The 24,166-nt window shown below is 70.1% G+C and carries 20 protein-coding genes; 10 read left to right on the forward strand and 10 right to left on the reverse strand.

What is annotated here, in order from left to right; translation table 11 throughout:
• Positions 1 to 160: 160 nt before the first annotated feature.
• Positions 161 to 658: a pyridoxamine 5'-phosphate oxidase family protein gene (locus JWP60_RS04595; RefSeq protein WP_299786951.1), complete on the forward strand. Its 498-nt coding sequence runs from the start codon at positions 161 to 163 to the stop codon at positions 656 to 658.
• A gap of 39 nt (positions 659 to 697) precedes the next feature.
• On the opposite strand, the gene JWP60_RS04600 is transcribed toward JWP60_RS04595, so the two are convergent.
• From JWP60_RS04600 to JWP60_RS04630, 7 genes are all read right to left on the reverse strand, one after another.
• Positions 698 to 1,099: a cytochrome c gene (locus tag JWP60_RS04600; protein ID WP_299786954.1), complete on the reverse strand. Its 402-nt coding sequence runs from the start codon at positions 1,097 to 1,099 to the stop codon at positions 698 to 700.
• Positions 1,096 to 1,422, reverse strand: coding sequence for a plastocyanin/azurin family copper-binding protein (locus tag JWP60_RS04605; RefSeq protein WP_299786956.1), 327 nt, complete (start codon positions 1,420 to 1,422; stop codon positions 1,096 to 1,098). Before JWP60_RS04605 ends, JWP60_RS04600 begins: the two co-directional genes overlap by 4 nt.
• Positions 1,423 to 1,446: 24 nt before the next feature.
• Positions 1,447 to 3,012 (reverse strand): methyl-accepting chemotaxis protein, encoded by a 1,566-nt coding sequence (locus JWP60_RS04610; protein WP_299786959.1) that lies wholly within the window; start codon positions 3,010 to 3,012, stop codon positions 1,447 to 1,449.
• Positions 3,013 to 3,031: 19 nt separating this feature from the next.
• On the reverse strand, positions 3,032 to 4,111 hold the full coding sequence (locus JWP60_RS04615) for a cytochrome c peroxidase (RefSeq protein ID WP_299786962.1): 1,080 nt from the start codon (positions 4,109 to 4,111) through the stop codon (positions 3,032 to 3,034).
• A 246-nt stretch (positions 4,112 to 4,357) separates the two neighbouring features.
• On the reverse strand, positions 4,358 to 5,056 hold the full coding sequence (locus JWP60_RS04620; protein WP_299786965.1) for a D-Ala-D-Ala carboxypeptidase family metallohydrolase: 699 nt from the start codon (positions 5,054 to 5,056) through the stop codon (positions 4,358 to 4,360).
• A gap of 45 nt (positions 5,057 to 5,101) precedes the next feature.
• Positions 5,102 to 7,210 (reverse strand): HAMP domain-containing sensor histidine kinase, encoded by a 2,109-nt coding sequence (locus tag JWP60_RS04625; protein WP_299786968.1) that lies wholly within the window; start codon positions 7,208 to 7,210, stop codon positions 5,102 to 5,104.
• Positions 7,207 to 7,920, reverse strand: a complete 714-nt coding sequence (locus JWP60_RS04630; RefSeq protein WP_299786971.1) for a response regulator — start codon at positions 7,918 to 7,920, stop codon at positions 7,207 to 7,209. The genes JWP60_RS04625 and JWP60_RS04630 overlap by 4 nt, the downstream gene beginning before the upstream one ends.
• A gap of 141 nt (positions 7,921 to 8,061) precedes the next feature.
• Between JWP60_RS04630 and JWP60_RS04635 the strand changes: the two genes are divergently transcribed.
• From JWP60_RS04635 to JWP60_RS04645, 3 genes are read left to right on the forward strand one after another with little or no spacing between them, the layout of a single operon-like run.
• Entirely contained in the window at positions 8,062 to 8,682 is a 621-nt protein-coding gene (locus tag JWP60_RS04635; protein WP_299786974.1) for a hypothetical protein, read from the forward strand.
• A 32-nt stretch (positions 8,683 to 8,714) separates the two neighbouring features.
• On the forward strand, positions 8,715 to 9,974 hold the full coding sequence (locus JWP60_RS04640) for an SPFH domain-containing protein (RefSeq protein WP_299786977.1): 1,260 nt from the start codon (positions 8,715 to 8,717) through the stop codon (positions 9,972 to 9,974).
• 3 nt (positions 9,975 to 9,977) lie between these two features.
• Positions 9,978 to 11,414: a hypothetical protein gene (locus JWP60_RS04645; protein WP_299786980.1), complete on the forward strand. Its 1,437-nt coding sequence runs from the start codon at positions 9,978 to 9,980 to the stop codon at positions 11,412 to 11,414.
• 49 nt (positions 11,415 to 11,463) lie between these two features.
• Here JWP60_RS04645 and JWP60_RS04650 read toward each other — a convergent pair whose 3' ends face one another.
• Together JWP60_RS04650 and JWP60_RS04655 are read right to left on the reverse strand one after the other, a co-directional pair.
• Positions 11,464 to 13,206: an ATP-dependent DNA helicase RecQ gene (locus tag JWP60_RS04650; RefSeq protein WP_299786982.1), complete on the reverse strand. Its 1,743-nt coding sequence runs from the start codon at positions 13,204 to 13,206 to the stop codon at positions 11,464 to 11,466.
• Positions 13,207 to 13,211: 5 nt separating this feature from the next.
• A complete protein-coding gene (locus tag JWP60_RS04655) occupies positions 13,212 to 13,553 on the reverse strand; it encodes a hypothetical protein (protein WP_299786985.1) in 342 nt (113 codons plus the stop codon).
• Positions 13,554 to 13,730: 177 nt separating this feature from the next.
• On the opposite strand from JWP60_RS04655, the gene JWP60_RS04660 reads away from it, so the two are divergent.
• The 6 genes from JWP60_RS04660 (at position 13,731) to JWP60_RS04685 (ending at position 20,587) form a co-directional block, all read left to right on the forward strand.
• On the forward strand, positions 13,731 to 15,272 hold the full coding sequence (locus JWP60_RS04660; RefSeq protein WP_299786987.1) for a class I adenylate-forming enzyme family protein: 1,542 nt from the start codon (positions 13,731 to 13,733) through the stop codon (positions 15,270 to 15,272).
• 96 nt (positions 15,273 to 15,368) lie between these two features.
• A complete protein-coding gene (locus JWP60_RS04665; RefSeq protein ID WP_299786990.1) occupies positions 15,369 to 15,872 on the forward strand; it encodes a MarR family transcriptional regulator in 504 nt (167 codons plus the stop codon).
• Entirely contained in the window at positions 15,869 to 17,296 is a 1,428-nt protein-coding gene (locus tag JWP60_RS04670) for an efflux transporter outer membrane subunit (protein WP_299786993.1), read from the forward strand. Before JWP60_RS04665 ends, JWP60_RS04670 begins: the two co-directional genes overlap by 4 nt.
• 20 nt (positions 17,297 to 17,316) lie before the next feature.
• Positions 17,317 to 18,579, forward strand: a complete 1,263-nt coding sequence (locus JWP60_RS04675) for an HlyD family efflux transporter periplasmic adaptor subunit (RefSeq protein ID WP_299786996.1) — start codon at positions 17,317 to 17,319, stop codon at positions 18,577 to 18,579.
• Positions 18,580 to 18,592: 13 nt separating this feature from the next.
• Positions 18,593 to 20,155, forward strand: a complete 1,563-nt coding sequence (locus JWP60_RS04680) for a DHA2 family efflux MFS transporter permease subunit (protein ID WP_299786999.1) — start codon at positions 18,593 to 18,595, stop codon at positions 20,153 to 20,155.
• A 171-nt stretch (positions 20,156 to 20,326) separates the two neighbouring features.
• Positions 20,327 to 20,587, forward strand: coding sequence for a hypothetical protein (locus JWP60_RS04685; RefSeq protein WP_299787002.1), 261 nt, complete (start codon positions 20,327 to 20,329; stop codon positions 20,585 to 20,587).
• A gap of 101 nt (positions 20,588 to 20,688) precedes the next feature.
• On the opposite strand, the gene JWP60_RS04690 is transcribed toward JWP60_RS04685, so the two are convergent.
• Positions 20,689 to 23,706: an L-glutamate gamma-semialdehyde dehydrogenase gene (locus JWP60_RS04690; RefSeq protein WP_299787005.1), complete on the reverse strand. Its 3,018-nt coding sequence runs from the start codon at positions 23,704 to 23,706 to the stop codon at positions 20,689 to 20,691.
• Positions 23,707 to 24,166: the final 460 nt, after the last annotated feature.

Genomic DNA, 24,166 nt, shown 5'->3' on the forward strand with positions numbered 1-24,166 from the left:
CCCGATGCCCCGCCCCAGGCATCGCGGAAAACCTGCATGGCACGGCCGCGCCACGAGGCCGTGCGTGTCGGTCTGCCCGCACACGCGGACGCAGGCGCCCCCGACGACGCTGCATGGGCCTGCGCGCGAGGATGGTCGCAGGACCGAAAAAGGAATACCAATGAACGACACGAACCAGCACGAAGCCTTGTGGAACCTGATCAAGGAAACGCGTTTCTGCATGCTGGCGCACCGCCACGCCGACGGCTCGCTGCATTCGCACCCGCTCACCACGCAGAACAAGGAGCTGGGTTCCGACGGCTGCCTCTACTTCTTCGTCGCCCGGTCCACCGAGATGGGCCAGCGCCTGCAGCAGGACGGCAACGTCAACCTGTCCTATGCGAACCCGGGCCAGGACACCTGGGTTTCGGTCAGCGGCAACGCGCGCGTGGTGGACGACATCGCGAAGAAGAAGTACCTCTTCAACACCGCCGCGAAGGCCTGGTTCCCGAACGGCCCCGAGGACCCGAACATGGAACTGGTGGAGGTCCGCATCTCCGAAGCCGAATACTGGAACGTGAAGGAGAACAAGCTGCTGCAGATGATCAAGATGGGCACGGCCGCCGCCACCGGCAGCCGGCCAGAGATGGGCGAGCACAAGGAAGTTCGGTTCAACTAGGCAATCGAAATACGGGCATCCGCCCGGTTTCAGCAGCCCTTACTTCCCCGCAACGTTGATCGAGCGCAGGTAGCTCACGACGTCGCGCATCTGTTCGTCGGTCAGTTCGCTGCCCCAGGGCGGCATGAACTGCGAGCGGGCCATCGCCTGGCCGCCGTTGCGGATGATCAGCAGCATGTACTGCTCGTTCTTGTCGCTGGCACGCAGGTTCGCCGGCCTCGGGTTGTACAGCCGCGCGGCGCGGCCGTTGCCGTCGGCGTTGATGCCGTGGCAGGTCACGCAGTAGTTGGCGAACACCACCCCGCCGCGAAACACCGCCGCGTCCGCGCCATCGCGCGGCAGCAGGGGGCCGTTGCCAAGCGACTCGACCTCCGCCGCCGTGTTCGCGGCCTGCAGTTGCCCCGTGAGTGCGAGCAACGCGGCCGCCAGCAGCCACTTCACTTCTGCACCTCGATCAGCATCTTCATGTCCGGGTGCACGGCGCACTCGACTTCGATCACGCCCGGCTTGTCCATCTGCACGGTCTTGCTCTGGCCTTGCCCATAGGAGCCGAGGTCGAAGCTCTTGGTGTCCGACAGCGAGAACACGTTGTGGGCGAACGGATCGTCGTTGACGAAGGTGACGCTCTCGCCCACCTTCACGCTCATCTTCGCGGCAGAGAAGGCCTTGCCTTTCTGGCTGACCACGTGGTCGCCGGCCAGCGCCGGCACGGCAAGCATCGCCAGCGGCAGGGCCGCCAGGCACAGGATGCGGTTCTTCTTCATGACTTCAACTTCCTCTCTTCAAGATCAAGCTTGCAGCCCCGACAGCCGCTGCGAGAGCGCCGCCGAGGTCTGGGTCATCGCCCGCGAGGTGGCGTCCAGCAGTTGCGCGTGACGCTGGCCTTCGCGCAGCACTTCCACCAACTCTTGCGATTCGTGTTCCATCGCACCGATCACCTCGGCCTGGCGCTGGAAGGAGCGGCCGAAGCCCTGCACCTCGTGCGCCAGTCCTTCCACCACCTCGCGGCTGGCGCGGGCGGAGGCATCGAGCGTCTTCACGCGCTCGGCGCAATCGTCCATGAAGCTGCCGGTCAGGCGCACCGCCTCGGTCGTGGCGGCCAGCTGCTGCGCGATGTCCTGGCTGGCGCGCGCGATCTGCACGGCGGCGGCCTGGGTGTTTCCGGACAGCTCGCGCACCGCGGAGGCGATCACGCCGAAGCCGCGACCGGCCGCGCCGGCACGCGCCGCTTCCACCGCGGCGTTCAGCGACAGCAGCCGCGTGGTGGCCGAGATGCCGCCGATCTCCTGCGCGAAATGGCCGATCGCTTCGCAGCTGCGGACGAGCGCGCCGGTCGATGCCAGCAGCCTGCGCGTCTCCTCGCCGGTCGCCGTGATGCGCTCCGCCAGGGCGCCGGCGGCACCGGCGTGCTCACGCGACGAAGCGGCAGAGGTGTGACAGGTGGCGCTCAAGGCCTGCAGTTCCTGCAGCGAGCGATGCGCCTCGTGGGTGATCGCGCCGGCCGAGGCCTCGAAGCCTTCCAGCAGCACGCGCAGCCGCTCGTTGGCCTGCTGCACCTCGCGGTTCACCTGGTCCAGCTCGCAGCCGCCCGCATCGAGCGAGCCGGCGCTGTGCGCGACTTCTTCTAGCAACTGTTCCACCTGGTCGCTGCGCGTGAAGCGCTGCATCAGGCGCCGGTGAAAGACGAACACCAGCAGCGCGCACAGCAGCGTCGCCCCCACCAGCCCGGTGAGTACGTCGCGCAACAGCCGATCGCGTTGTCTCGCCGCCGCCTGCTGGCGCTCGGCTTCCGCCTCGAGAATGGCGGCCGACAGTTGGTCGATGCGCTGCAGCGTTCCGGCGATCTGGTCCAGTGACTGCTGCGCCTGGTCCCGTGCGCCATTGCGCGCCTGCACGATCACGTTCACGCGCGGGCCCTTCACGCCCTCGACCAGGCGCGCCATGTCGCGGACCTCCGCACTGTCGGGAATGGCGCGCAGCAGCGCGGTCACCGCGTCTTCCAGGTGCGCGGCCGCCGAGATCGAGGCGACCGCCGCCGCGCGCAGCCGCACCGGATCCGCCTGCGCCACCACCTGCGCGAGCAGGCTGTCCACTTCCACGACGGCCATGCGCGCCGCGCTGGCGGCACGGTTGCGTTCGTGGCTGGCGAGTTCGTCGGCGGCGACCTGCGACAGCACCTTCCACAGGGCGGTGCCCGACCCGGCTGCCAGCAGCAGGACCAGCAGCGTCATCGCCCAGGCAAAGCCGGTGACCTGCCGCTTCCAGTGCGACACCGCGCTGGCCTTGCGCGGGGCGGCAGCGGCGGGCGTGGACCGCAAGGGCGGCGGCAGGACGGCGGTGAGGACGGCGCTCACCGGTACTCCGGGCGCGGGCTCATCGCGGCAGCTCCGGCATCACGAACGCGGTGCGCTGGCCGGTGAGCGAGCGCAGGAAGGCCACCAGGTCTTCTTTCTCCTGCTCCGACAGGTGCAGCGGCTTCATGTTGGTCGAGAGGTTGCTGCGGTCGTCGCCGCCGCGCACGTAGTGGTCGACCACCTCGCGCAACGTGGCGGCGGAGCCGTCGCGGAAGTAAGGCGCGGTGAGCTCGATGTCGCGCAGCGTCGGCGTCTTGAAGGCGCCCTTCATGCTGGCGACCGGGCGCACGCCGAAGCGGCCCGGGTCCGGCTTGCCGCTGGCGGCGATGCCGATGTTGTGAAAGCCGTTGTCGGTGAAGTTGGGGCCGTTGTGGCAGGCCGCGCAATTGCCCTTGTCCGGATTCGCGAAGACCTGGAAGCCGCGCCACTGCGCTGGCGTCAGCGCCTGCGCGTCGCCGGCCAGCCAGCGGTCGAAGGGCGAATCGCTGGAGACCAGCGTGCGCTCGAAGGTCGCGAGTGCCTTGGCGATCGTTTCCTCGGTGATGCCTTCGCGCGGATAGGCCTCGTCGAACAGGGCCACGTAGGCAGGCAGCCCGCGCAGCCGCTCGAACAGCGTGGCGAAGTCGGTGTCCATTTCGTCCCTGGCCTTCATCGGCCCGAGCGCCTGGTCTTCCAGCGACTTCTTGCGTCCGTCCCACATGAATTGCGTATTGAACGCGGTGTTGACCACCGTCGGCGTGGCGCGGGCCAGCACCTGGCCGCCGACGCCCACCGCCGTCTTGAGGCCATCGGACCAGCCGAGCGCCGGGTTGTGGCAACTCGCGCACGACGTGGTGCCGCTGCCGGAGAGGCGCGGATCGAAGAACAGCGCCTTGCCAAGCTGGATGCGCGCCGGCGTGCCGGGGTTGTCGGGCGGCATGGGCGGGCTCGCCGGCAAGCGCCACTCCAGCTGTGCGGCGGTGGCGGACGGCACCGTGGGTGTGTTCGCCGCCGTCGGCAGCGACAGGGAAATCAGCAGCAGTGCCGCGGTCCACGCCGCGTGGCGCCGGGTGCGTGCGCGCTGTGCACGCACGATCGAAGACAGGCGTCCTCCCAACATTGACTCCTCCGCGCCGGACGGGTCGGCGATTTGTTTTGCGATTCCGATACACACCGTAACAAACCGCGGTCCGGCAGGACAAGGCACCAAAGGAGGAACGAGCGGTGCGCACGGGGCGGGCGGTAGGCGGGTGACGACGGGCGGCTTGCGCTGTGGGCTGGACGCTGCACGCAACGAAGGCGTGCGCGTCCTCTGTCGTACGTCATCCGCCGGGGCGCATCGCATTCTTGCGCCCGCAACGATCGCTCAGAGGCAGTAGCTGCTGCCGCGCTTGTAGTTCGCGCCCCAGGTCCGGTAGCCGTTGCGGTCGATGTGGATGCGGCCGCTGGGGTAGCGGCTCACGCCCATGTCCCACTTGCGGCCCTCCTCGCGCCAGAAGCGGCACAGGCGCGCGCCCTGCGCAGGCGTGAGCGGGGCGATGTCGACCGCGAACTTCTGGTGCGAACTGCCGGGCGCGCCGCCGGCACAGCGGTTCAGCCGCGGGTCGCGATAAGCCGAGACCACCTCGAAGCCAGGCAGCACCTGCTGCGCGCGCAATTCGCGCAGCAGGACCAGCAGGTCACGGACCTTGTCCCATTCGGCGGTCGGCGGCACCTCGAAGGGCTCGGCATGGCACTCCTTCCACATCGAGGCGCTGCGCAGCAGCTGGTAGGTGGGCACCACCTGCGCGACGTTCTGCTTGACGAGGTAGCCCGAGAACGGATCGACCTCGCCGGCATGCTTGCTGTGCCAGAGGGTGAACAGCACGATGTCGCGCTCGGGGTCGGCCTGCGCTTGCGCCGGCTCGCCCGGCGCGGGGGCGGGCGTGTTCGCCGGCTCGGCCGGCGTGGGGATGGCAACCTGCGGCACCGGCTGGGGCTCCTGCCGCCGCGTGCAGGCAGCGACCAGCGCCAGCAATGCGCCGATGGCCAGCGTGCGGCGACACAGCAGGGCGGGCATGCGCATGGGCGCAGCCTAGCGTGCGGCGCTGCCTGCGCGTGTAGGTCGCGCTTAACGTTGCAGGGGGAAGATCAGCTCGAACCGGACGCCGTCCTGCACGTTCACGGCCTGCACGGTGCCGCCCATCTTGGCCATGTAGGTGCGTGCCACGAACAGCCCCTGGCCGCGCTGGCCGATGCCCTCGTCCGCCGCCGCCGCGCTGACGCCGTAGTCGAAGATGCGCTCCAGCAGCGCCTCGGGAATCGCGCGGCCCTGGTTGTGCACGCCGGCGACCGCCTGGCCTTCGCGCACCTGCAGGCTCAGCGTGATCGGCGTGCCGGCCGTTCGATGCCGGTCGGCATTGCTCAGGATGTGCGTCACCACGTCTTCCAGCGAGAAGCCATCGGCGCGCACCGGCACCGGTGAATCGGACGCGATGTAGTGCACGTCGTCGATGCCGGCGAAGCGGGCATTCGCGGCCACCTCGCGCAGGAACGCGTCGAGGTCCAGCCCCGCCAGCTCCAGCTGCGCAGCCGCCAGCGCCTCGCCGGGCGAAGCCTGGCCATACAGCACGCGCACGGCCTGCTGCATGCGCTGTACGTAGCGGTGCGCGGGATCGGCCGCATCCGGGTGCAGCACCATCAAGGATTGCAGCGGCGACAGGATCTCGTGGCCCACCGCCTGCAGCATGTCGCGCTCTCGTTGCGCCCGCAACTGTTCGCGCTGCACGTCGCCCTTCACCCGCTGCAGCAGATCCGCGAGGCCGCCGGCGAGGATGCCCAGCTCGTCGCGCCCGCGCAGGTCGGAGACATCGAGTTCGACGATGCCGGCGTCGCCACCCGCGTCGCGTTGCACCTTGTACGAGACCGCGGCGGCGCGCTGCGTCAGCACCGCGATGCGCCGGATCAGGCCCACCTCGATCACGAACCACGCGAGGGCGATCGCCCCCAGCATCGCCGCCACGTACCAGGACATGCGCGTGGCCACCACGCCCAGGCCGCGGTCGATGCCGCGCGCATCGCCGGTCAGCCGCGCCTCGTAGCGACCCAGCGGCGTGGCGAGCGTCTCGCGCGCGCTCACCGTGCCGGGCTGCGCCGCCACCGGCAGCAGGTCGATCAGGCGCAGGATCAGCGGCGAGCTCTGGCCGCCCGCTTCCTCGCGCGCCTTCACGGTGGCGATGGGGGTGGCGCGGTCGCGGTCCTGCCGCGTGATGGTCATCACTTCGCCCGGTTGCAGGAAGCGGTCCAGGTCCGGCAGCAAGGGCGGCGCCACTGCGCCGGGCGCATTGCTGTCGAAGAGAGGCTTCTCGCTTTCCGGCGGCAGGATCTGCAACTGCACGCGGATGCGATCGAGGTCCGGCGGCGGCCAGTCGAGCCGGCCCGAGGCGAGCGCGGCGCGGAAGGCCTCGGCCGGCAGGCGGATCGCGTACGACACGCGCCGCAGGCAGTCGGGCGGCTCGCCACCGCCGCTGCACGAGGCGCTTTGCCACACGCTGGCGCGAAAGTCGCGCACCGGCTGGGCATCCGGTGCGAGCTGGTGGTCGTCGTGCGCGAAGGCAATGAGGCGGCCGCGCACCAGTGGCTCGCCCCGGAGCGACTGCCGCTCGAAGGGGGCCATCCAGGTGCGCAGCTCACCGCGCATCTCCAGCCGGATGCGCGCGCGGTGCACGGCCAGCAGGTCGGGATCGCCGGGCTCGCGGCCCACAAGATCGCCGCTGGCAAAGCTGCCCACGAGATAGATGAATCCCCCCGCATACGCATTGCTGCCGACCGCCACGCACAGCGCGCTGTCGTCGGGGTAAACGACCGAGCAGCCGGCGGTGTCCACGGCCTGCTGCGCGCGACCCGGGTCGTCGATGTCGAGCGACGCATAGGGCAGCACCAGCGGCCGCAGCGGGAGGGTGGCCGCGGCGGTGCCGGGATTCAGCAGCGCGAGCTGGCCCGAAGGCTGCCGCAGCCGCGCGAGCAGGTCCGCCTGCGTCTGGCGAAAGCCTTGCCGGTAGTTGCCGTAGATGCGCGCCTTCTCGTCCTGCAGCAGCACCACGGCCAGCGCCAGCGTGGCCAGTGCCAGCAGCAGGAACACCAGGCGAATGAGGATGCGGCGGCGAAACGAGGCCAGGCCGAGGCGCGGGACCTCGCGCGGCACGGCGAGCTCGGGTAGCGCGAGCGGCGGGCGCTTCATGGCCGCGGGCGGCCGCCGTCCACCCAGCGGAAGCCGCGCATCGGCACGTTCTCGATCGCCTCGAAGCTGGCGTCCGCTTCGCGCAAGGCATCGCGGATGGTGCTGACGTGCTTGCGGACGTTGTCGCGGTTGCGCCCGCTCTTCACCACGTCAAACAGGTCCTCGTACGAGACCACTTCGCCCCGCCGCTGGTACAGCGTGGCCAGAATGCGCTGCGCCGTCAGCGGCAGGTTGATGCGCTGGCCCCGCCACGTGGGTGTGCGCTGCCAGAGTGGGTCGAGCGAGAGTTCGGCCGCGGGCGTGGCGGGCGCGTCCTGCTGCGCGCGACGCTCGCGTGCCACCCGCAGGATCTCGAGAAAGGTCTCGATGAAGTCGGCCTCCTCGAAGGTGGTCTTCTGCAGGTAGTCCCAGGCATCGAGCGCCTTCATGATGCTGCGGTAGATCGCCGCCGGCATCGCCGACACCACCAGCACCGGCACGCCGGCGCGCCGCTTGTTGATCGCGTTGATCAGGGCGACGCCGGCATGGCGCTCGCGACCGAGCTCGATGTCCAGCAGCACCACGTCGTAGGCCTCGCGCTCCAGGGCGGCCTCGGCGCCGTCGCGGTCGAACCACTGGTCCACCACGATGCCGGGCCGCGCCGCGCGGATCCAGCCGGCGAGCTGGTTGCTGGTGGGCAGGTCGTCCTCGATCACGGCAACTCGGGTCATGCGCGGATTATCGAACCGGGTGCTGCCCGCGGCCGCGGAAGATTTCTTCCGGGCCGTGAACGAAGACGCCCCGCGGCTGCATTGTTCCTTCGCGGCGTGCTCCGAAGAATGACCTCCATCGCAACCCGAAGGAGAAGCACGATGAAGCACCCCGCCACCGCCACCGCCCGCGCCCTGGGCCGCCTTGCATTGGTCGCCGCTGCCGGCGTCGCCGCCGCGACCGTCTGGGCCCAGAACCGCCCCGAGCAGGGCCTGCTGCTGGACGCGCAGAGCTGGAACGACGAAGTGCTGACGGCTGCCGCAGACCCGTGGCCGCAGGACGGCTGGTATCGCCTCGTGGCCGACGCAAAGGGTGTCGCTGTGCGCGCCGTGCGCCCTGGCGAGACCGCGGGCACTCCGGCCGATGCGCTGTTCTTCCGCCTGCCCGGCACGGCCCTGCAGCAAGGCGTGCACGCCAGCTTCGCGGCGCAGGAAATCATGTGGCCGGGCGCCGAGGTCCCCGCCGCGCGCTTCAGCCTGCGCGTCGAGGAGGTCGATGCGGGCGTGCAATACGCGATCGGCTACGGCGGCCGCAGCTACCACTACATCGTCGGCCCCCGTGGCGCCAGCACCAGCGTGCGCGCCGTCGCCGACCTCGATGGCGATGGCCGCCCCGACTTCGTGATCGACGCCGACGACAGCACCTTCCTGCTGCTGTCCACGCAAGCGCAACCCGGATTGAACCTGCCCACCGCCGAACTGCCGGCGCACGGCGGCTGCTGAATCGTCATCCCCTCAAGCACCAGGAGAACCTCATGATCGCCCGCCTGAAGTCCACCGCCCGTGCCGTGCGCATCGCCCTTGCGCGCAAGCTGCGCCGGCCCGGACGAGGCCCGTTGCTCTCCAGCGAAGCCGTGTTCGAGCGCGTGCTGCAGGCGCGCCGCACGCTGGCCGTGATTGGCGGTGTCGCCGTGGTCGGCGCGCTGCTGGTGCTGCATCCGCCGCTGCGCACCGTCGGCCCGGGCGAGCTTGGTGTGCGCACCAACCTGCTCACGGGCCGCGTGGTGCAGTGGCGCGACGGCAGCGTGCTGGTGGTGCCCGGCCTGCACGAGGCGCAGGTCTTCGCGCTGCGCGATCGCGTCTACAAGCCGGCGCAACTGGCCAGCGCCGCCGGCAGCGCCCCGGTGCAGTCGGTCGAAGGGCTGTCGGTGGGCGTCGATCTCGTGGTGCGCTATGCGCTCGATCCTGCGCGCGTCGCCGCCACGGCGCGCAACCTGCCGGCGAACCTGGATGTCGACGTCGTGGAGCCCGCGGTGCAGGACGTGGTCTACAAGGTGTTTGCCCGCTACACGGTGCGCGAGATCTTCTCGACCAAGCGCGTCGAGATCCAGCGCACGCTGGAAGCCGACCTGAAGCCGCGGCTCGCCGCCGATGGCGTGCTGCTCAAGGGCGTGCTGGTGGGCAAGGTCGACCTGCCGGCCGACTACCGGCGCGGCATGGAAAGCCTGCTCGCCGAAGAACTCGAGACCCAGAAGATGGATTACACGCTGCAGCTGAAGGACAAGCGCGTGAAGCAGACCGAGCTGGAAGCCAGCGCCGAGAAGGTGCAGCGCGAGGTGCGCGCCGAGGCCGCCGCGCGCGAACAGATCATCGCCGCGCGGGCGAAGGAGGAGGCGATGAAGCACGTGCTGCCCTTCAAGCAAAAGCAGATCGAGCAGCGGCAACTGGAAGCCGAGGCCGAGAAGCAGTCGCGCGTGAAGGTGGCCGAAGGCAATGCGCAGGCGCGCCGCATCGAAGCGAGCGGCGAGGCCGACGCGCGGCAACGCCTGGCCGACGCCGAGGCCTACCGCATGGAAAAGGTGGGCCAGGCCAGCGCCGAACAGATGGCGCGCGAGGGCACGCTGCTGTCGCGCCATCCGCTGTTGATCCAGAAGACGCTGGTCGACAAGCTCTCGGACAAGGTGCAGGTGATCATCGCGCCGCCCGGCTCCGGCGGTGGCTTCCTGGCGGCCAACCTGCTCGGGGGCGGACAGCCCGCAGCCGGCGCGCAGCAGACCGCGGCGAAGGAGGAATGAGCCATGCTCGGAAGCGCCATCGCAGCGGCGGCCGTCGCCGCGAGCATGACCACGGCCATCGTCACCACCGACCACGCCGTGCTGCGCGCTTCCCCGCGCGACTCGGCGCCGCAGCAGGCCCAGCTCTGGCAGGGCGAGCTGCTGGAGGTGCGCGGCGAGCGGCTCGACTACCTGCAGGTGTGGGACCATGCGACCGAGAGAGGCGGCTACGTCAAGGCCTCGCAGGTGCGGCGCACCGCCCTGGCGCCGCAGGAGGCGCCGCAACTGCTCACGGTGCTGCGCTTCCTGCACGACGCCCCGGGCGCCGAGTCGCTGGGCATCGCGCTGGCGGCCGCCTGGCTGCAGGCGGCCGACGCGCAAACGCTGCGCGGCGCCAGCGGCGCGGAAGCACTCGATGCGCTGGGCACTTTCGCCGAGCGGCTGGCGCAGCGCGCCTCCGAGGGCAGCGCCACTGCGCAGGGCAAGGCCGCGCTCGCCGGTCACCTCGAGGTGGCGGCGCACTATGGCGTGCAGTTCGCCAGCTACGAGCAGGAGGGCCGCGTGCGCATCTGCTACGACGGCGAGGCCTTCCGCGGCGTGCTGGCCTTGCCGGCCGACCCCCAGCAGCAGGCCCGCGCGGTGCTGGCGCTCACGCAGCCGGAGTGCGTCGACCCGGCGCTGCGCCCGCTGCAGCGGCACGAGCGCAATGCCTGGCGGGCGCAGGTGCTGGAGCGGGTGGATGCCGCGGCGCTGCCGGCCTATCTGCGCCATCGCATCGCGCTGCGGCGCGCTGCCGTCTGGAGCACGCTCGCTTACGAGAACGCCCGCTTCGGTGAGGCGGCGCAGCCGGCGGCGGAGCGCGCGATCGCGGCGCTGGCCTCCGTGCCCAAGGGCGAACTGGCCGAAGAGGACCAGGCGAGCTACAACGACGCGGCGATGCGCGTGAATGCCTCGCGCTGGGCCGCAGTGCCCGCGTCCACCCCACCTGCGGGCGCGGGACCGGCGATCGTGACGCAAGCCGGCGCGCCCGGCGAGACCTGCGTGCTGCTGGTCGACGGCAAGCACGATGCGGCGAATCCGCTCGCGCGTCGCTGCACCTATGCGCTGGTGTGGCCGCAGTCGGCCAGCCTCAATCGCGAAGGCAACGCGCTGGCCCTTGCGGTGCAACCGATGGACGCCTGGCGCGAGCTGTGGCTGTTCCGTCTGCGGGGGCGGCAGTGGGTGATCGATGTGCTGCCGCCCGCCACGCTGCAACCGCAGCTGGGTTATGCGGAGTTCGCCGGCTGGGTGCCGGGGGGACGGCAGATGCTGCTGGCGCGGGAAGCGCGCGGGGAGGGGAGGTATCGCCGCAGCAACGAGGTGGTGGCGCTCGATTCGCTGGTGGCGGCCCCGGCGGCTGCGGGCTTGTGGCAGCGGTGGCAGGACCCGAAGTGGAAAGGGATGTCGGTCGCGGTGCGATAAGAGGCGCACGGGGTGGGATGCCTGCGGCAGCCCACCCCTGCGGCTTCCATCACGCCGACACCGCCGCCCGCGGTGGTGCCTTGGGCCCCCGCGCCGGCCTGGCCCGCTTCACATACTCCGGCAAAAAGCTGCGCCGGCTGCGGTCCGAGAACACCACGGTCACTTGCGTTGCGCCGGCTTCCTCGACCACGCCCCGGCCATAGCGTTTCACTTCCACCAGGTCGCCGCGCGCGAAGACCGGCGCATGGCTCTCGTCGTCGACTTCGGGCTCCTCTTCCACCGGAGCCTTCCGTAGCAGTTCCTCGACCACCGCCTCGTGCGCCTTGATGCGCCGGCAGTTGTCGCACTGCTCGCAGCGCTCGAACGGCGACTCGCCTTCGAGGTGTTCCAGCAGCACGTGCCAGCGGCACTGGCCGGTCTGGGCATAGAACACCATGCGCTCCAGCGCCTCGCGATCGAGGTCGCGCTTGCGGCCGTAGCCTTGCGTCAGTTCGCGCAGACGGCCGCCGAAAGCCGCGGCCTTGCCCACCAGCTTGAGCGTGCCGTCGCGCGCCTGCGCCACGATGCGGTCCTTGCGCAGCAGCCCCAGCGCCACCTGCAGCTTGCTCTTGGGGCGTCCCACACGCGCCTGCAGCAGCGGCAGCGTCCAGGCTTCCGCTTCGGCGGGGCGATCCTCCAAGGCCTTGACGATGGCGGCGGCGTCTTCTTCGCCCGGATAGCGCCCGGCCATGAAGAACTGCTGGATCGCCTTGTCGCCGCGCAGGAACAGCAGTGTGCAGCGGGCCAGCTCGCCGTCGCGCCCGGCCCGGCCGGCTTCCTGGTAATACGCCTCCAGCGTCGCGGGCAGCTGGTAGTGCAGCACGAAGCGGATATCGGCCTTGTCGATGCCGAGCCCGAACGCATTGGTCGCCACCATCACGCGCCGGTCGCCGCGCATGAAGGCTTCCTGCACGTGCGAGCGCTCCGATGCGGCCAGCTTGCCGTGGTACAGCCCCACCGATTCGCCGGCGGCGACGAGCGCCTCGTACACGGCCTGCGCCGCCTTCACGGTGGCGGTGTACACGATCCCGCTGCCCTCGGTGCCGCGCACCAGCTTGAGCACGTTGGCGAGCTTGTCGCCCTCCTTTTCCACCGGCACCACGCGCAGGTCGAGGTTGGGGCGATAGGCGCTGGTATTGACCGTGCCGTCGGCGGGGATGCCCAGCTGCTTGCAGATGTCCTGCGCGATCTCCTCGGTGGCGGTGGCGGTCAGCGCCAGCACCACCGGCTTGCCCAGGCGCGGCACGGCGTGCGCGATCTCCAGGAAGGCAGGCCGGAAGTCGTGGCCCCACTGGGAGATGCAATGCGCCTCGTCGATCGCCAGCAGGCTCACCGGGTGCTTCGTCAGGAGTTCGAGGAATGCCGGTTCGGCCAGCCGCTCGGGCGTGGTCATCACGATCTTCGCGCTGCCATCGGCCACCGCCTGTTCGGCCGCGTGCGCTTCCTCGCTGTCGGTGGCGCTGTTCACCTGCACGGCGGAAATGCCCAGGGCGCGCAGCGACTCGCACTGGTCCTTCATCAACGCGATCAGGGGCGAGATGACGACGGTGCGGCCTTCCAGCAGCAGCGCCGGCAGCTGATAGCAAAGGGACTTGCCTGCGCCCGTGGGCATCACGGCCAGCGTGGACTGGCTGCGCAGCACGCGTTCGATCACGGCCTGCTGGCCAGGCCGCAGGCGCGACAACCCGAAGGTGTCGCGCAAGAGGGTGCGTACGCGCCGCATCGCGGCGTCCGGCGTCGCGCTGCGGGCCATACGCGTCAGCGGTCTTCTTCCGACCCGTCGCGGTCGGCCAGGGCCTCCACGTCGTCGTTGTCCAGATCGGTCATTTCCAGCGCGTCGGGGTCGGCTTCGGGGAAGCCTTCGTCGTCGGCCAGGTTCACCACGCGATCGGGCAGGATGTCGCCGCCTTCGCGGGCGTCGGCGCCAACCACGGCCCCGCGCTCGCCGGTACCGGCGGCATCGCTGTCCTCGTACGCTTCATGCGTGCCGATGGTGTCGCTGCCGGTGTCCGAGTTGTCGCTCGGGCCGAGCAGTTCGGCCTCGCGGCCGCTGGGGTTGGTCGCTGCCGTCTCCCCGCCCAGGATGCTGCTGTATGCCATCGCTCTTGCTCCTTCCGGATGTGGACGGCCAGTCTCGCTGGCCAGCTGCCAGCACGGCGTCGGCACGGGTGCCTGCGCGCTGTCGGACGCTGCCCTTGCTGCTTCGCCGTCCGCCGCGGCACAGGGCGCGCGGCGCGGCTCGCGTACAGTGCGGCGCAAAGCAGGAGAGACCGCATCGTGAGTTCCGCCGCCACGCCAGCACCCGCGGGGCCGCCGCCCTTTCGCCCCATCCCCGACCTCATCCGCGAACACGCGCAGCAGCAGCCCGAACGGCTGGCGCTGCGGCATGGGACCGCCCGCATGACCTGGGGCGAGCTGGGCGCGCAAGTGGATCGGGTGGCCGCCAGATTGCAGGCGCATGGCTTGCAGCCGCGGCAGAGCATCGCGCTCTGCGGCGCCAATTCGATTCCCTATGTCGTGCTGTTCCTCGGCGCACTGCGCGCAGGTCTGGCGGTCGCGCCGCTTCCCGCTGGGGCCACCGCCGACCAGCTCGCCGGCATGGTCCGCGACAGCGGCGCGGGCGTGCTGTTCGTCGACGACTCGGTGCCGCCGCTGGCCGTGGACCTTCCGCGCATCCGCATCGACCTGGAGCAGGGCGACGAGAGCCTGCCGGGGTGGCTGGGCGCAGCGACCGGCACGCCGCACCCGGTGCAGATCGCGCCGCAGTGGCCCTTCAACATCATCTATTCCTCGGGCACCACCGGCACGCCCAAGGGCATCGTGCAGCCGCACCAGATGCGCTGGGCGCACGTGGCCCGCGGCGAGAACTACGGGTATGGCCCGCACGCCGTGGCGATGGTGGCGACCTCGCTGTGCTCCAACACCACGCTGGTGTCGGTGTTCCCCTGCCTCGCCAAGGGCGGCATGCTGGTGTTGACGCAAGGCCGTTTCGATCCGGCGGCCTGGCTGGCGCTGGCGCAGGAAGCGCGCGCGACCCATGCCATGCTCGTCCCGGTGCAATACCAGCGGCTGATGGCGCTGCCCGACTTCGATTGCTTCGATCTGTCGTCCTTCCACATGAAGTTCTGCACCAGCGCGCCGTTTGCGGCGCAGCTCAAGGCCGACATCCTGGCGCGCTGGCCGGGCGGACTGGTGGAGTACTACGGCATGACCGAGGGCGGCGGCACCTGCGTCCTGGAAGCGCACGGGTTTCCGGACAAGCTGGCCACGGTCGGCCGCCCTTCGGAGGGGCACGACATCCGCGTGATCGACGAAGCAGGCCGGGAGTTGCCGGCTGGTGCGATCGGCGAAGTGGTGGGACGCTCCGGCGCGATGATGACGGCCTACAACAATCAGCCGGCCAAGACCCGCGAGGCCGAGTGGTACGACCCGCAGGGACAGCGCTTCATCCGCACCGGCGATGTCGGCCGCTTCGACCAGGACGGTTTCCTGACGCTGATGGACCGCCGCAAGGACATGGTGATCAGCGGCGGCTTCAACATCTATCCGAGCGACCTCGAGGCGGTGTTGCGGCAGCACGCGGGCGTGGCCGACGTCGCGGTGGTCGGCGTGCCGTCGCCAGCCTGGGGCGAGACACCGGTGGCGTTCGTTGTGCCCGCAACCGAAGCGCCCGCGGCCGACGCATTGCGCGCCTGGGCGAACGAGCGCCTGGGCAAGACGCAGCGGCTGGCGGACCTGCGCTACCTGCCCGAACTGCCGCGCAGCGACATCGGCAAGGTCTTGAAGCGGCAGTTGCGGGACGGCTACCGCCCGAATTGATCGCCCCAGGCGTCGCGTCCACCCCACGGTCGCGCACTTGCCCAAGCAATCACCGCCTTGACAGTATTTGCCTAGGCAAGTATAGTCCCGGCCTCCATGCCTGACCGCACCTCCCGTCCCTCCGAGACCGTGTTCTACCGGCCGGAGAACTACCAGCCGGACCAGAGCGCCGCCTATTTGATGCGGCGCATCCTGAGCTGCATGGCCTCGGAAGTCGACGGCGCGCTGGAGCCACGGGGCCTCACCAGCGCGCAGTGGGTGCCCTTGTTCAAGCTGCACCTGGGGCTGGCCTCCACGGTCGCGGAGCTCGCGCGCGAATGCGACCTCGATGCGGGCGCCATGACGCGCCTGCTGGATCGCCTGGAAGCCAAGGGACTGCTCGCCCGCGTGCGCTCGTCCGAAGACCGCCGGGTGGTGAACCTCGAACTGACCCCGGAAGGCCGCGAGGCCGCGCGCCAGATTCCCGAGGTGCTGTGCAAGGTGCAGAACGCCTTCCTCCAGGGGCTGAGCGTGGAGGAATGGCAGCAATTGAAGGACCTGCTGCGTCGCGTGCTGGCCAACGGCACGGCGCTGCAAGGCCACTCGCAGGACAAAGAATGAAAATCACGATGATCAGCGGGCGCCTTGCCGGCGTCGCCGCGGCCCTGGCGCTGGCCGGCTGCGCCAACTTCTCCGGCATCGACCCGGAGGCGAAGCTGCGCGAAAGCGCGCCCCCGGCCACGGCCAGCGAGAACGTCGCGCCGGTGTCGGATCACTGGTGGACCGAGTTCGGCGACAGCAGGCTCGATGCGCTCGTCGACGAAGCGCTGCGCGGCAGCCCCAATCTGGGCGTGGCGCGTGCCCGCCTGCGCCGCGCGCAAGCCGCGGCCGACGTGCTGCGGGGCGCCGACCGGCCGCAGGTGAACGGCAGCTTCGACCTGACGCGCGAGCGCTTCTCCGAGAACGGCATCTTCCCGCCGCCGCTCGGGGGCTCGACCGTGGACCAGGTCAACCTGATGGCCAACTTCAGCTGGGAGCTGGACTTCTTCGGCAAGAACCAGGCAGCGCTCGAAGGCGCCGTTGGCGCGTCCCGCGCAGCCGAAGCCGACATCGCCGCGGCCCGCGTCGTGCTGGCCAGCAATGTCGCGCGTAGCTACTTTCAGCTGGTGCGGGTGCAGGAACAACTGGTCGTCGCGCGCCGTACGCTGACGCAGCGCGAAGAGCAGCTGCGCCTGGTGGGCCAGCGCGTGCGGGCCGGCCTCGACACCACGCTGGAGCAGCGGCAAAGCGAAGGCGCGCTGCCGGAAGCGCGCCAGCAGATCGAAGCCCTCGACGAGCAGGCGCAGGTCACGCGCAATGCGCTGGCGGCGCTGGTGGGCAGCAACGACATGCCGAGCGTCGGCGACTTGCCGACGCTCGCGAAGTTGAACACGAGCACCGCGGTGCCGGCGCTGCCGGCCGACCTGGTGGCGCGCCGCCCCGACATCGCCGCCGCGCGCTGGCGCGTGGAAGCGGCGAGCCAGGAAGTGAAGAGCTCCAAGGCGGAGTTTTATCCGAACATCAATCTCACCGCCTTCTTCGGCCTGTCCAGCCTCGGGCTCGACCGCCTGCTGAACGCCGGCAGCACGCAGTGGGGCGTCGGCCCGGCCGTGCGCCTGCCGATCTTCGATGCCGGCCGGCTGCGCGCCAACCTGCGCGGCAAGACGGCGGACCTCGATATCGCGATCGAGAGCTACAACGGCGCCGTGATCGAGGCCTTCCATGAGGCCGGCGACGCACTGGCCAGCCTGCGCTCCCTGGCGCGCCAGCAGGTCGAGCAGCGCCAGGCCGAGGCGGCCGCCGAAGGCGCCTACGACATCGCCGTGCAGCGCTATCGCGCCGGCCTCGGCACTTTCCTCAACGTGCTGACCGCCGAGAACTTCGTGCTGGCGCAGCGTCGCCTGGGCGTCGACCTGGCCGCCCGCGTGCTGGATGCGCGCGTCGCCCTCTATCGCGCCCTTGGCGGCGGCTACACGAGCGCCGACCCCACGGTCGCCGCCCACTGAATTCCAGGAAGAGATCCATCATGAGCGAACAACAAGCCGTCGTCGCCGCGCCCCTGCAGCGTGGCAATCCCAAGCGCAAGAAGGCGCTGCTCACTCTCGCCGCGATCGTGGCCGTGGTCGGCCTGGTCTGGGGCGGCTACGAATGGCTGGTGGCCAGCCACTACGAGAGCACCGACAACGCCTACGTGCAAGGCAACGTCATCCAGATCACGCCCCAGGTGGGCGGCACGGTCATGTCGATCCATGCCGACGACACCGACTTCGTGCGCGCCGGCCAGCCGCTGGTGAAGCTCGATCCGGCCGATGCCAAGGTGATGCTGGACCAGGCCGAGGCCACGCTGGGCCAGACCGTGCGCCAGGTGCGCACGCTGTACGCCAACAACGGCTCGCTGGCGGCGCAGATCGCGCTGCGCCAGGCCGACGTCGCCAAGGCGCAGGCCGACGTGGCGCGCGCGACCGACGACTACAACCGGCGCGCCGCGCTGGTGGGCAACGGTGCGGTCTCGCGCGAAGAACTCAATCACGCGCAGACCGAGGTGAACAACGCGCGCAGCACGCTGACCGCCGCCAATGCGGCCGTGGTGGGCGCGCGCGAGCAACTGGCCAGCAACCAGGCCATGACCTCGGGCACCGACGTCCAACAGCACCCGCAGGTGCAGGCCGCCGCCGCCAAGGTGCGCGAAGCCTGGCTGGCGCAGCAGCGTGCCGTGCTGGTCGCGCCGGTGGACGGCTACGTCGCCAGGCGCACCGTGCAGCTGGGCCAGCGCATTGCCGCCGGCACGCCGCTGATGTCGATCGTGCCGCTCAACCAGGTGTGGGTCGATGCCAACTTCAAGGAAGTGCAGCTGCGCCAGATCCGCCTGGGCCAGCCGGTGCAACTGACCGCCGACGTCTACGGCAAGCACGTGGAATACAAGGGCCGCGTCGCCGGCCTGGGCGTGGGCACCGGCTCCGCCTTCTCGCTGCTGCCGGCGCAGAACGCCACCGGCAACTGGATCAAGGTGGTGCAGCGCGTGCCCGTGCGCGTGGCGCTCGACGCGCAGCAGCTCAAGGAGCATCCGCTGCGCATCGGCCTGTCGATGGATGCGGTGGTGGACGTGAGCAAGCAGGACGGCAAGACCCTGGCCGACGCACCCGGCAGCGTGTTCACGCAGACCCAGGTGTTCGATTCGCAGGACGACGGTGCCGAAGCCGAAGTGCGCCGCGTGATCGCCGGCAACAGCGCGCCCTCTGCCCTGATGGTGCACGGCGGCCCGCCGGCGCCCACCACCGCCAAGCGCTGACCGGACCCGCGGCATGAGTGCCAATCCGCAATACCTGGCGCCGCCGCCGCTGGAAGGCAGCGCGCGGCTGTGGGGCACGATCGCGCTGTCCGCCGCCACGTTCATGAACGTGCTGGATACGTCGATCGCCAACGTGTCGCTGCCGGCCATTGCCGGCGACCTGGGCGTGAGCCCGAACCAGGGCACCTGGGTGATCACCAGCTTCGCGGTCGCCAACGCGATCGCGGTGCCGCTCACCGGCTGGCTGTCGCAGCGCTTTGGCCAGGTGCGCCTGTTCGTCGGCAGCGTGCTGCTGTTCGTCGTCGCTTCGTGGATGTGCGGCCTGGCGCCCAACATGACGACGCTGATCGCCTTTCGCGCGCTGCAGGGCTTCGTTGCCGGGCCGATGATTCCGCTGTCGCAGACGCTGCTGCTGGCCAGCTATCCACGGGCCATGGCCGGACTGGCGATGGCGATGTGGTCGATGACCACGCTGGTCGCGCCGGTCCTGGGGCCATTGCTCGGGGGCTGGATCACGGACAACATCTCCTGGTCCTGGATCTTCTACATCAACATCCCCGTGGGCATTGCCGCGGCCGGGGCCACGTTGGCGATCTACCGCAAGCGCGAAAGCCAGACGCGGCAGTTGCCGATCGACCGCGTGGGCCTCGCGCTGCTGGTCCTGTGGATCGGCTGCATGCAGGTGATGCTCGACCTGGGCAAGGAGTACGACTGGTTCTCCTCGGGCACGATCGTCGCGCTGGCGGCGATTGCGGTGGTCGGCTTCGCCTTCTTCCTGATCTGGGAACTGACGGATGAGCACCCCGTGGTGGACCTGCGCCTGTTCGCGCGGCGCAACTTCTGGGCCGGCACGGTGAGCATCTCGATCGCGTACGGGCTGTTCTTCGGCAACGTGGTGATCCTGCCCTTGTGGCTGCAGCAGTACATGGGCTACACGGCCACCGACGCCGGCATGGTGATGGCGCCGGTCGGCGTGCTGGCGCTGGTGCTGTCGCCCTTGGTGGGCAAGACGCTGGCCAAGGTGGATCCGCGCAAGTACGCGACCTTTGCCTTCATCGTCTTCGCAGTGGTGCTGTGGATGCGCTCGCACTTCAACACGCAGGCGGACTTCCGCACGCTGCTGGTGCCGACCGTGATCCAGGGCGTGGCCATGGCGTTCTTCTTCATCCCGCTGATGACGATCACGCTCTCCGGGCTGACGCCGGACCGCATCCCCGCGGCCTCGGGCCTGAGCAATTTCGTGCGGATCACGGCAGGTGCCATGGGCACCTCGATCTCCACGACGCTGTGGGAGACCCGCTCCACGCTGCATCACGCGCAGCTGGTGGAGAACCTGGGCAGCGGCAACAGCACCATGCAGGCGACCTTGAACGGCCTGGCGGCATCCGGACTGTCACCGGACCAGGCCCTGGCACAGATCAATCGGCTGGTCGACCAGCAGGCCTCGATGCTGGCGGCCAACGACATCTTCTGGGGCTCGGCCGTGCTGTTCCTGGCACTGATCCCGCTGGTGTGGCTGAGCCATCCGCAACGTAGCGCAGCGGGCGGCGGCGAGGCGGCGGCGGGCGCGCACTGAGCCATTGCGCGGGCAGTTGGCTGACAAGGCGGTTCCGCGAATCGACGGCATCGGCCCTGCTGCTGGCTGACGCGCGGGAACAACGCACGCCGTCGCCAACACGCCTGCCCGGCCCACAGGGAGGGCGCGCGCGGGGGAGCACTCTGGAGTCCTGACACGGAGATGCTCCCCATGAAATACATGCACAAGGCGATCTGGCAATCCGACGGCAACCTCGTGATCCGCGGCAACACGCGCGCCCTGCTGTTCCGCGCACTGGCCGACGTCCGTGCCGACCTCGCCGGCCGGGAAGAATCGGACGACCAGCTGAAGCGCACGCTGGCTGCCCTGCAGGAAGTGCTGGGTGCCTACGACGGCAAGCTGCCGAGCGCCACCGAGCTGCTGGGGGACCCGGTCAAGGAGCGCTTGTCGCGCAATTTGCTCAAGGGCTGAGGTATTGCACCCTCTCCCGTTGCGGAAGGGGTTGGGTTCACTCCCTCTCCCTCTGGGAGAGGGTGGGGTGAGGGCACGCGGCGCTTACCCAGGCGCCGCGCTCACGCGAGCAACGCCACATTGCCGCCGGCCGCCGTCGTATTGATCGTCACCGTCTGCTCCGCGCAGAACCGCACCAGGTAGTTAGGCCCGCCCGCCTTCGGCCCGGTGCCTGACATGCCTTCCCCGCCAAAGGGCTGCACGCCCACCACCGCGCCGATCATGTTGCGATTGATGTAGACGTTGCCGATGCGCGCCTCGCGCGCCAGCGCTTGCGCGCGGCTGTCGATGCGCGTCTGCACGCCCAGCGTCAGGCCGTAGCCGATGCGGTTGATCGCGTGGATCACCGCCTGCGGATCGCCGCTCCAGCGCGCGATGTGCAGCACCGGCCCGAAGATCTCGTGCTTCACCTGCGCAACGCCGCTCACCTCGAAGGCCTGCGGCGCGATCAGGCGGGTGGCCGGGTCGAACGGGGAGGGCGGCAGCAGCGGTTTCGCCTCGGCCTGCAGCCGTTGCAGGTGGCGCTGCAGGTTGCCCCAGGCTTCGTCGTCGATCACCGGGCCGACATCCGTGCGCCACTGCGACGGGTCGCCCGCCACCAGCTCCCGCGCCGCTCCCGCGATCATCGCGATCACGCCGTCGGCCACGGCCTCGTGCACGCACAGCAGGCGCAGCGCGGAGCAGCGCTGGCCGGCCGAGCGGAACGCGCTTTGCATCACGGCATCCACCACCTGCTCGGGCAGCGCCGTCGAATCGACCAGCATGGCGTTGATGCCGCCGGTCTCGGCAATCAGCGGCACGATGGGACCGTCCTTCGCCGCCAAGGCGCGCTGGATCGTCTTGGCCACCTGCGTCGAACCCGTGAACACCACGCCGGCAATGCGCGGCTCGGCAACGAGTGCCGCCCCCACGGTTTCACCCGGGCCGTGCAGCAATTGCAGCACGTCGCGCGGCACGCCTGCCTCGTGCAGCAGCCGCACGGCTTGCGCCGCCACCGCGGGGGTCTGCTCCGCGGGCTTGGCCAGCACGGTGTTGCCGGTGACCAGGGCCGCGGCGACCTGGCCGGTGAAGATCGCCAGCGGAAAATTCCAGGGGCTGATGCACACCCACGTGCCGCGGCCGGCCAGCCGCAGCACGTTGCTCTCGCCCGTGGGCCCGGGCAGCGTCACCGGCTGCAGGATGCGCTCGGCCTCGTTGGCGTAGAAGCGCAGGAAGTCGACCGCTTCACGCACTTCCGAGACGGCATCGCCCCAGGTCTTGAAGCCTTCGTGCACCAGCAGCGCGGCAAAGCGAGGCAGCTGCGCTTGCATTGCGTCGGCGGTGCCGCGCAGGAGGGCGGCACGCTCGGCGGGCGGCCTGCGGTCCCACGCATCGCCGACGGCAAGCGCGCGGTCCACCGCCTGCGCCACCTGGGCGGGATCGGCCAGTGCAACCTGTGGGACGGCGGTCGTGCGCAAGGCATCCTCGAGCGCGACGCGCATGGTGGGCACTGCCAGGTCGAGCCCGGCGCTGTTGCGCCGCGCAGGCCCGTAGAGTTGGGGCGGCAAAGGCAGCGAAGGCGCGGGAGCGAGATGCAGCGGCGACTGCAGCAATTCGTCCATCCCTACGGATTCATCCGCGAGCTGGTGCACGAACGAGGAGTTGGCGCCGTTCTCCAGCAGCCGCCGCACCAGGTACGCGAGCAGGTCGCGGTGCACTCCCACCGGGGCATAAATGCGGACCGGTATTGCTCCTCCCTCTCGAGGGGGAGCTTGGGTGGGCGGAAGCGTCGATCCGCCCGAAGGGGGGGAGCGCGAAAGTTCGCGATACACCCCTTCTCCCATGCCGTGAAGGCGCTGCAGTTCGAAGGGCGCGCCGGTGCGCCGCGCCATCTGCAGAATCGCCGCAATGGTCCCCGCATTGTGCGTGGCGAACTGCGGGAAGATCACGTCCGGTGCCGCGAGCAGCGCCCGCGCGCAGGCGAGATAGGAGATGTCGGTGTGGTGCTTGTGCGTGTACACCGGGTAGTGCGGCAGCCCCAGTTCCTGCGCGCGCTTGATCTCCGCATCCCAGTACGCGCCCTTGACCAGCCGGCACATCAGCCGGATCCCGTGTCGCCGCGCGATGGCGGCCACTTCGTCAATCAGCTCCAGCGCCCGGGTCTGGTAAGCCTGCAGCGCGAGGCCGAAGCCTTGCCATTGCGGGTGATGCCGCGCCACCTGGGCGGCGAGCGCCTCGAAGACATCGAGGGACAGCTCGAGCCGGTCCACCTCCTCGGCATCGATCGTCAGGTTGATGTTGGCGCGCGCGGCCAGCCGGCACAGGCCCCGGGCGCGCGGCACCAGTTCGGCCATCACGCGCTCCTGTTGCAGCGCCTCGTAGCGCGGGTGCAGCGCACTGAGCTTGATCGAGATGCCGTCGTTGCAGGGGACGGGCTGCGCGGGATCGGCCGCCGCGGCGATGGCCGTGATGGCGCGCTCGTAGTGCGCGAGGTAGCGGGCGGCATCGTCGGCCGTGCGCGCGCCTTCGCCTAGCATGTCGTAGGAAAAGCGCAGGTGGGCCTGGCGGCGGCGCGCGGCAGCGGCTTCCTGCATCGCCTCGGTGATGCTCTGCCCCAGGACGAACTGGCGGCCGAGCAACTGCACCGCGCGCAGCGTCGCGCCCACCACCGTGCGGGCGCCCAGGCGCGCGAACAGGCCGGTCTCCGGCGGCTCGCCCTCGCCCGGGAGGAAGCGCTTGGACAAGGAGATGGCGCTGTGCGACAGGCGCGCCAGCGCGCTGTCCGGCGAGCCCTCGAAGTCGGCGCGCGAGAGCTGGTCGGCGGTGAGGGCGATCGCCGTTTCGGCATCCGGCACGCGCAGCAGCGCCTCGGCCAGGCGCATCAGGGCCAGGCCTTCGGCGCTCGAGATCGGATATTCCTTGAGCAGGCTTTCCATCGCCCAGAACGGCGGCGGATGCCGCCGCACCCCGGCGACCCAGGGCGCGGCCACCTCGGCGGCCTGCGCCCAGTCGAGCGCGCCCTGCAGCGACTCCAGGCGCTCGGCAACGATGGCCGCTTCCGGGCGGTAGGGGGAGGGCAGGCGTTGGCGGGCGGCGGGCATGGGTGCATCGTCGCCGTTTCGGGGGGAAATGTGTGATCAGTCGTGGCATTGCAGGCTGAGCCGGAACGCCGGATGTCATTGCGGACTGACCGGGCTTGACCGCAATCTCGGATGTCGGTGCGGCCTTGACCCGCAATCTGGGATGTCATTGCGGGCTTGACCCGCAATCCATGCGGCGCTTGTTCACACGCCGTCGTGGATCCCGGGTCAAGCCCCACTGCTGTCCGGAATACGCCGCGGTTGAATGGGCGTCCCTAGAGGAGAGGGTGGCTAAAGGGGGCCAGGGAGACTTAAACGACGCGCTTTTCGCGATGGTGCAAGGGGCGGCGAGGGAAAAAGTTGTTGCGGCGGATGCGCTGAGGGGGTATGAACCCGGTCGCCAAACGTCTCAACAACACACCCTCCGCAACATGTACAGCATAAGCCGTATCCAGGAAGTGCTCCAAGCCGTCCCTCGCGG

It is taken from the genome of Ramlibacter sp. (genome assembly GCF_028291745.1).
In the GTDB taxonomy this organism is placed as follows: domain Bacteria; phylum Pseudomonadota; class Gammaproteobacteria; order Burkholderiales; family Burkholderiaceae_C; genus Ramlibacter.

What these genes read in the sequence shown, in the direction of transcription:
- JWP60_RS04595 (WP_299786951.1), top strand. Translation starts at nt 161, where the DNA reads ATGAACGACACGAACCAGCACGAAGCCTTGTGGAACCTGATCAAGGAA.
- JWP60_RS04605 (WP_299786956.1), bottom strand. Translation starts at nt 1,422, where the DNA reads ATGAAGAAGAACCGCATCCTGTGCCTGGCGGCCCTGCCGCTGGCGATG.
- JWP60_RS04615 (WP_299786962.1), bottom strand. Translation starts at nt 4,111, where the DNA reads ATGTTGGGAGGACGCCTGTCTTCGATCGTGCGTGCACAGCGCGCACGC.
- JWP60_RS04620 (WP_299786965.1), bottom strand. Translation starts at nt 5,056, where the DNA reads ATGCGCATGCCCGCCCTGCTGTGTCGCCGCACGCTGGCCATCGGCGCA.
- JWP60_RS04625 (WP_299786968.1), bottom strand. Translation starts at nt 7,210, where the DNA reads ATGAAGCGCCCGCCGCTCGCGCTACCCGAGCTCGCCGTGCCGCGCGAG.
- JWP60_RS04630 (WP_299786971.1), bottom strand. Translation starts at nt 7,920, where the DNA reads ATGACCCGAGTTGCCGTGATCGAGGACGACCTGCCCACCAGCAACCAG.
- JWP60_RS04635 (WP_299786974.1), top strand. Translation starts at nt 8,062, where the DNA reads ATGAAGCACCCCGCCACCGCCACCGCCCGCGCCCTGGGCCGCCTTGCA.
- JWP60_RS04640 (WP_299786977.1), top strand. Translation starts at nt 8,715, where the DNA reads ATGATCGCCCGCCTGAAGTCCACCGCCCGTGCCGTGCGCATCGCCCTT.
- JWP60_RS04645 (WP_299786980.1), top strand. Translation starts at nt 9,978, where the DNA reads ATGCTCGGAAGCGCCATCGCAGCGGCGGCCGTCGCCGCGAGCATGACC.
- JWP60_RS04650 (WP_299786982.1), bottom strand. Translation starts at nt 13,206, where the DNA reads ATGGCCCGCAGCGCGACGCCGGACGCCGCGATGCGGCGCGTACGCACC.
- JWP60_RS04655 (WP_299786985.1), bottom strand. Translation starts at nt 13,553, where the DNA reads ATGGCATACAGCAGCATCCTGGGCGGGGAGACGGCAGCGACCAACCCC.
- JWP60_RS04665 (WP_299786990.1), top strand. Translation starts at nt 15,369, where the DNA reads ATGCCTGACCGCACCTCCCGTCCCTCCGAGACCGTGTTCTACCGGCCG.
- JWP60_RS04670 (WP_299786993.1), top strand. Translation starts at nt 15,869, where the DNA reads ATGAAAATCACGATGATCAGCGGGCGCCTTGCCGGCGTCGCCGCGGCC.
- JWP60_RS04675 (WP_299786996.1), top strand. Translation starts at nt 17,317, where the DNA reads ATGAGCGAACAACAAGCCGTCGTCGCCGCGCCCCTGCAGCGTGGCAAT.
- JWP60_RS04680 (WP_299786999.1), top strand. Translation starts at nt 18,593, where the DNA reads ATGAGTGCCAATCCGCAATACCTGGCGCCGCCGCCGCTGGAAGGCAGC.
- JWP60_RS04685 (WP_299787002.1), top strand. Translation starts at nt 20,327, where the DNA reads ATGAAATACATGCACAAGGCGATCTGGCAATCCGACGGCAACCTCGTG.
- JWP60_RS04690 (WP_299787005.1), bottom strand. Translation starts at nt 23,706, where the DNA reads ATGCCCGCCGCCCGCCAACGCCTGCCCTCCCCCTACCGCCCGGAAGCG.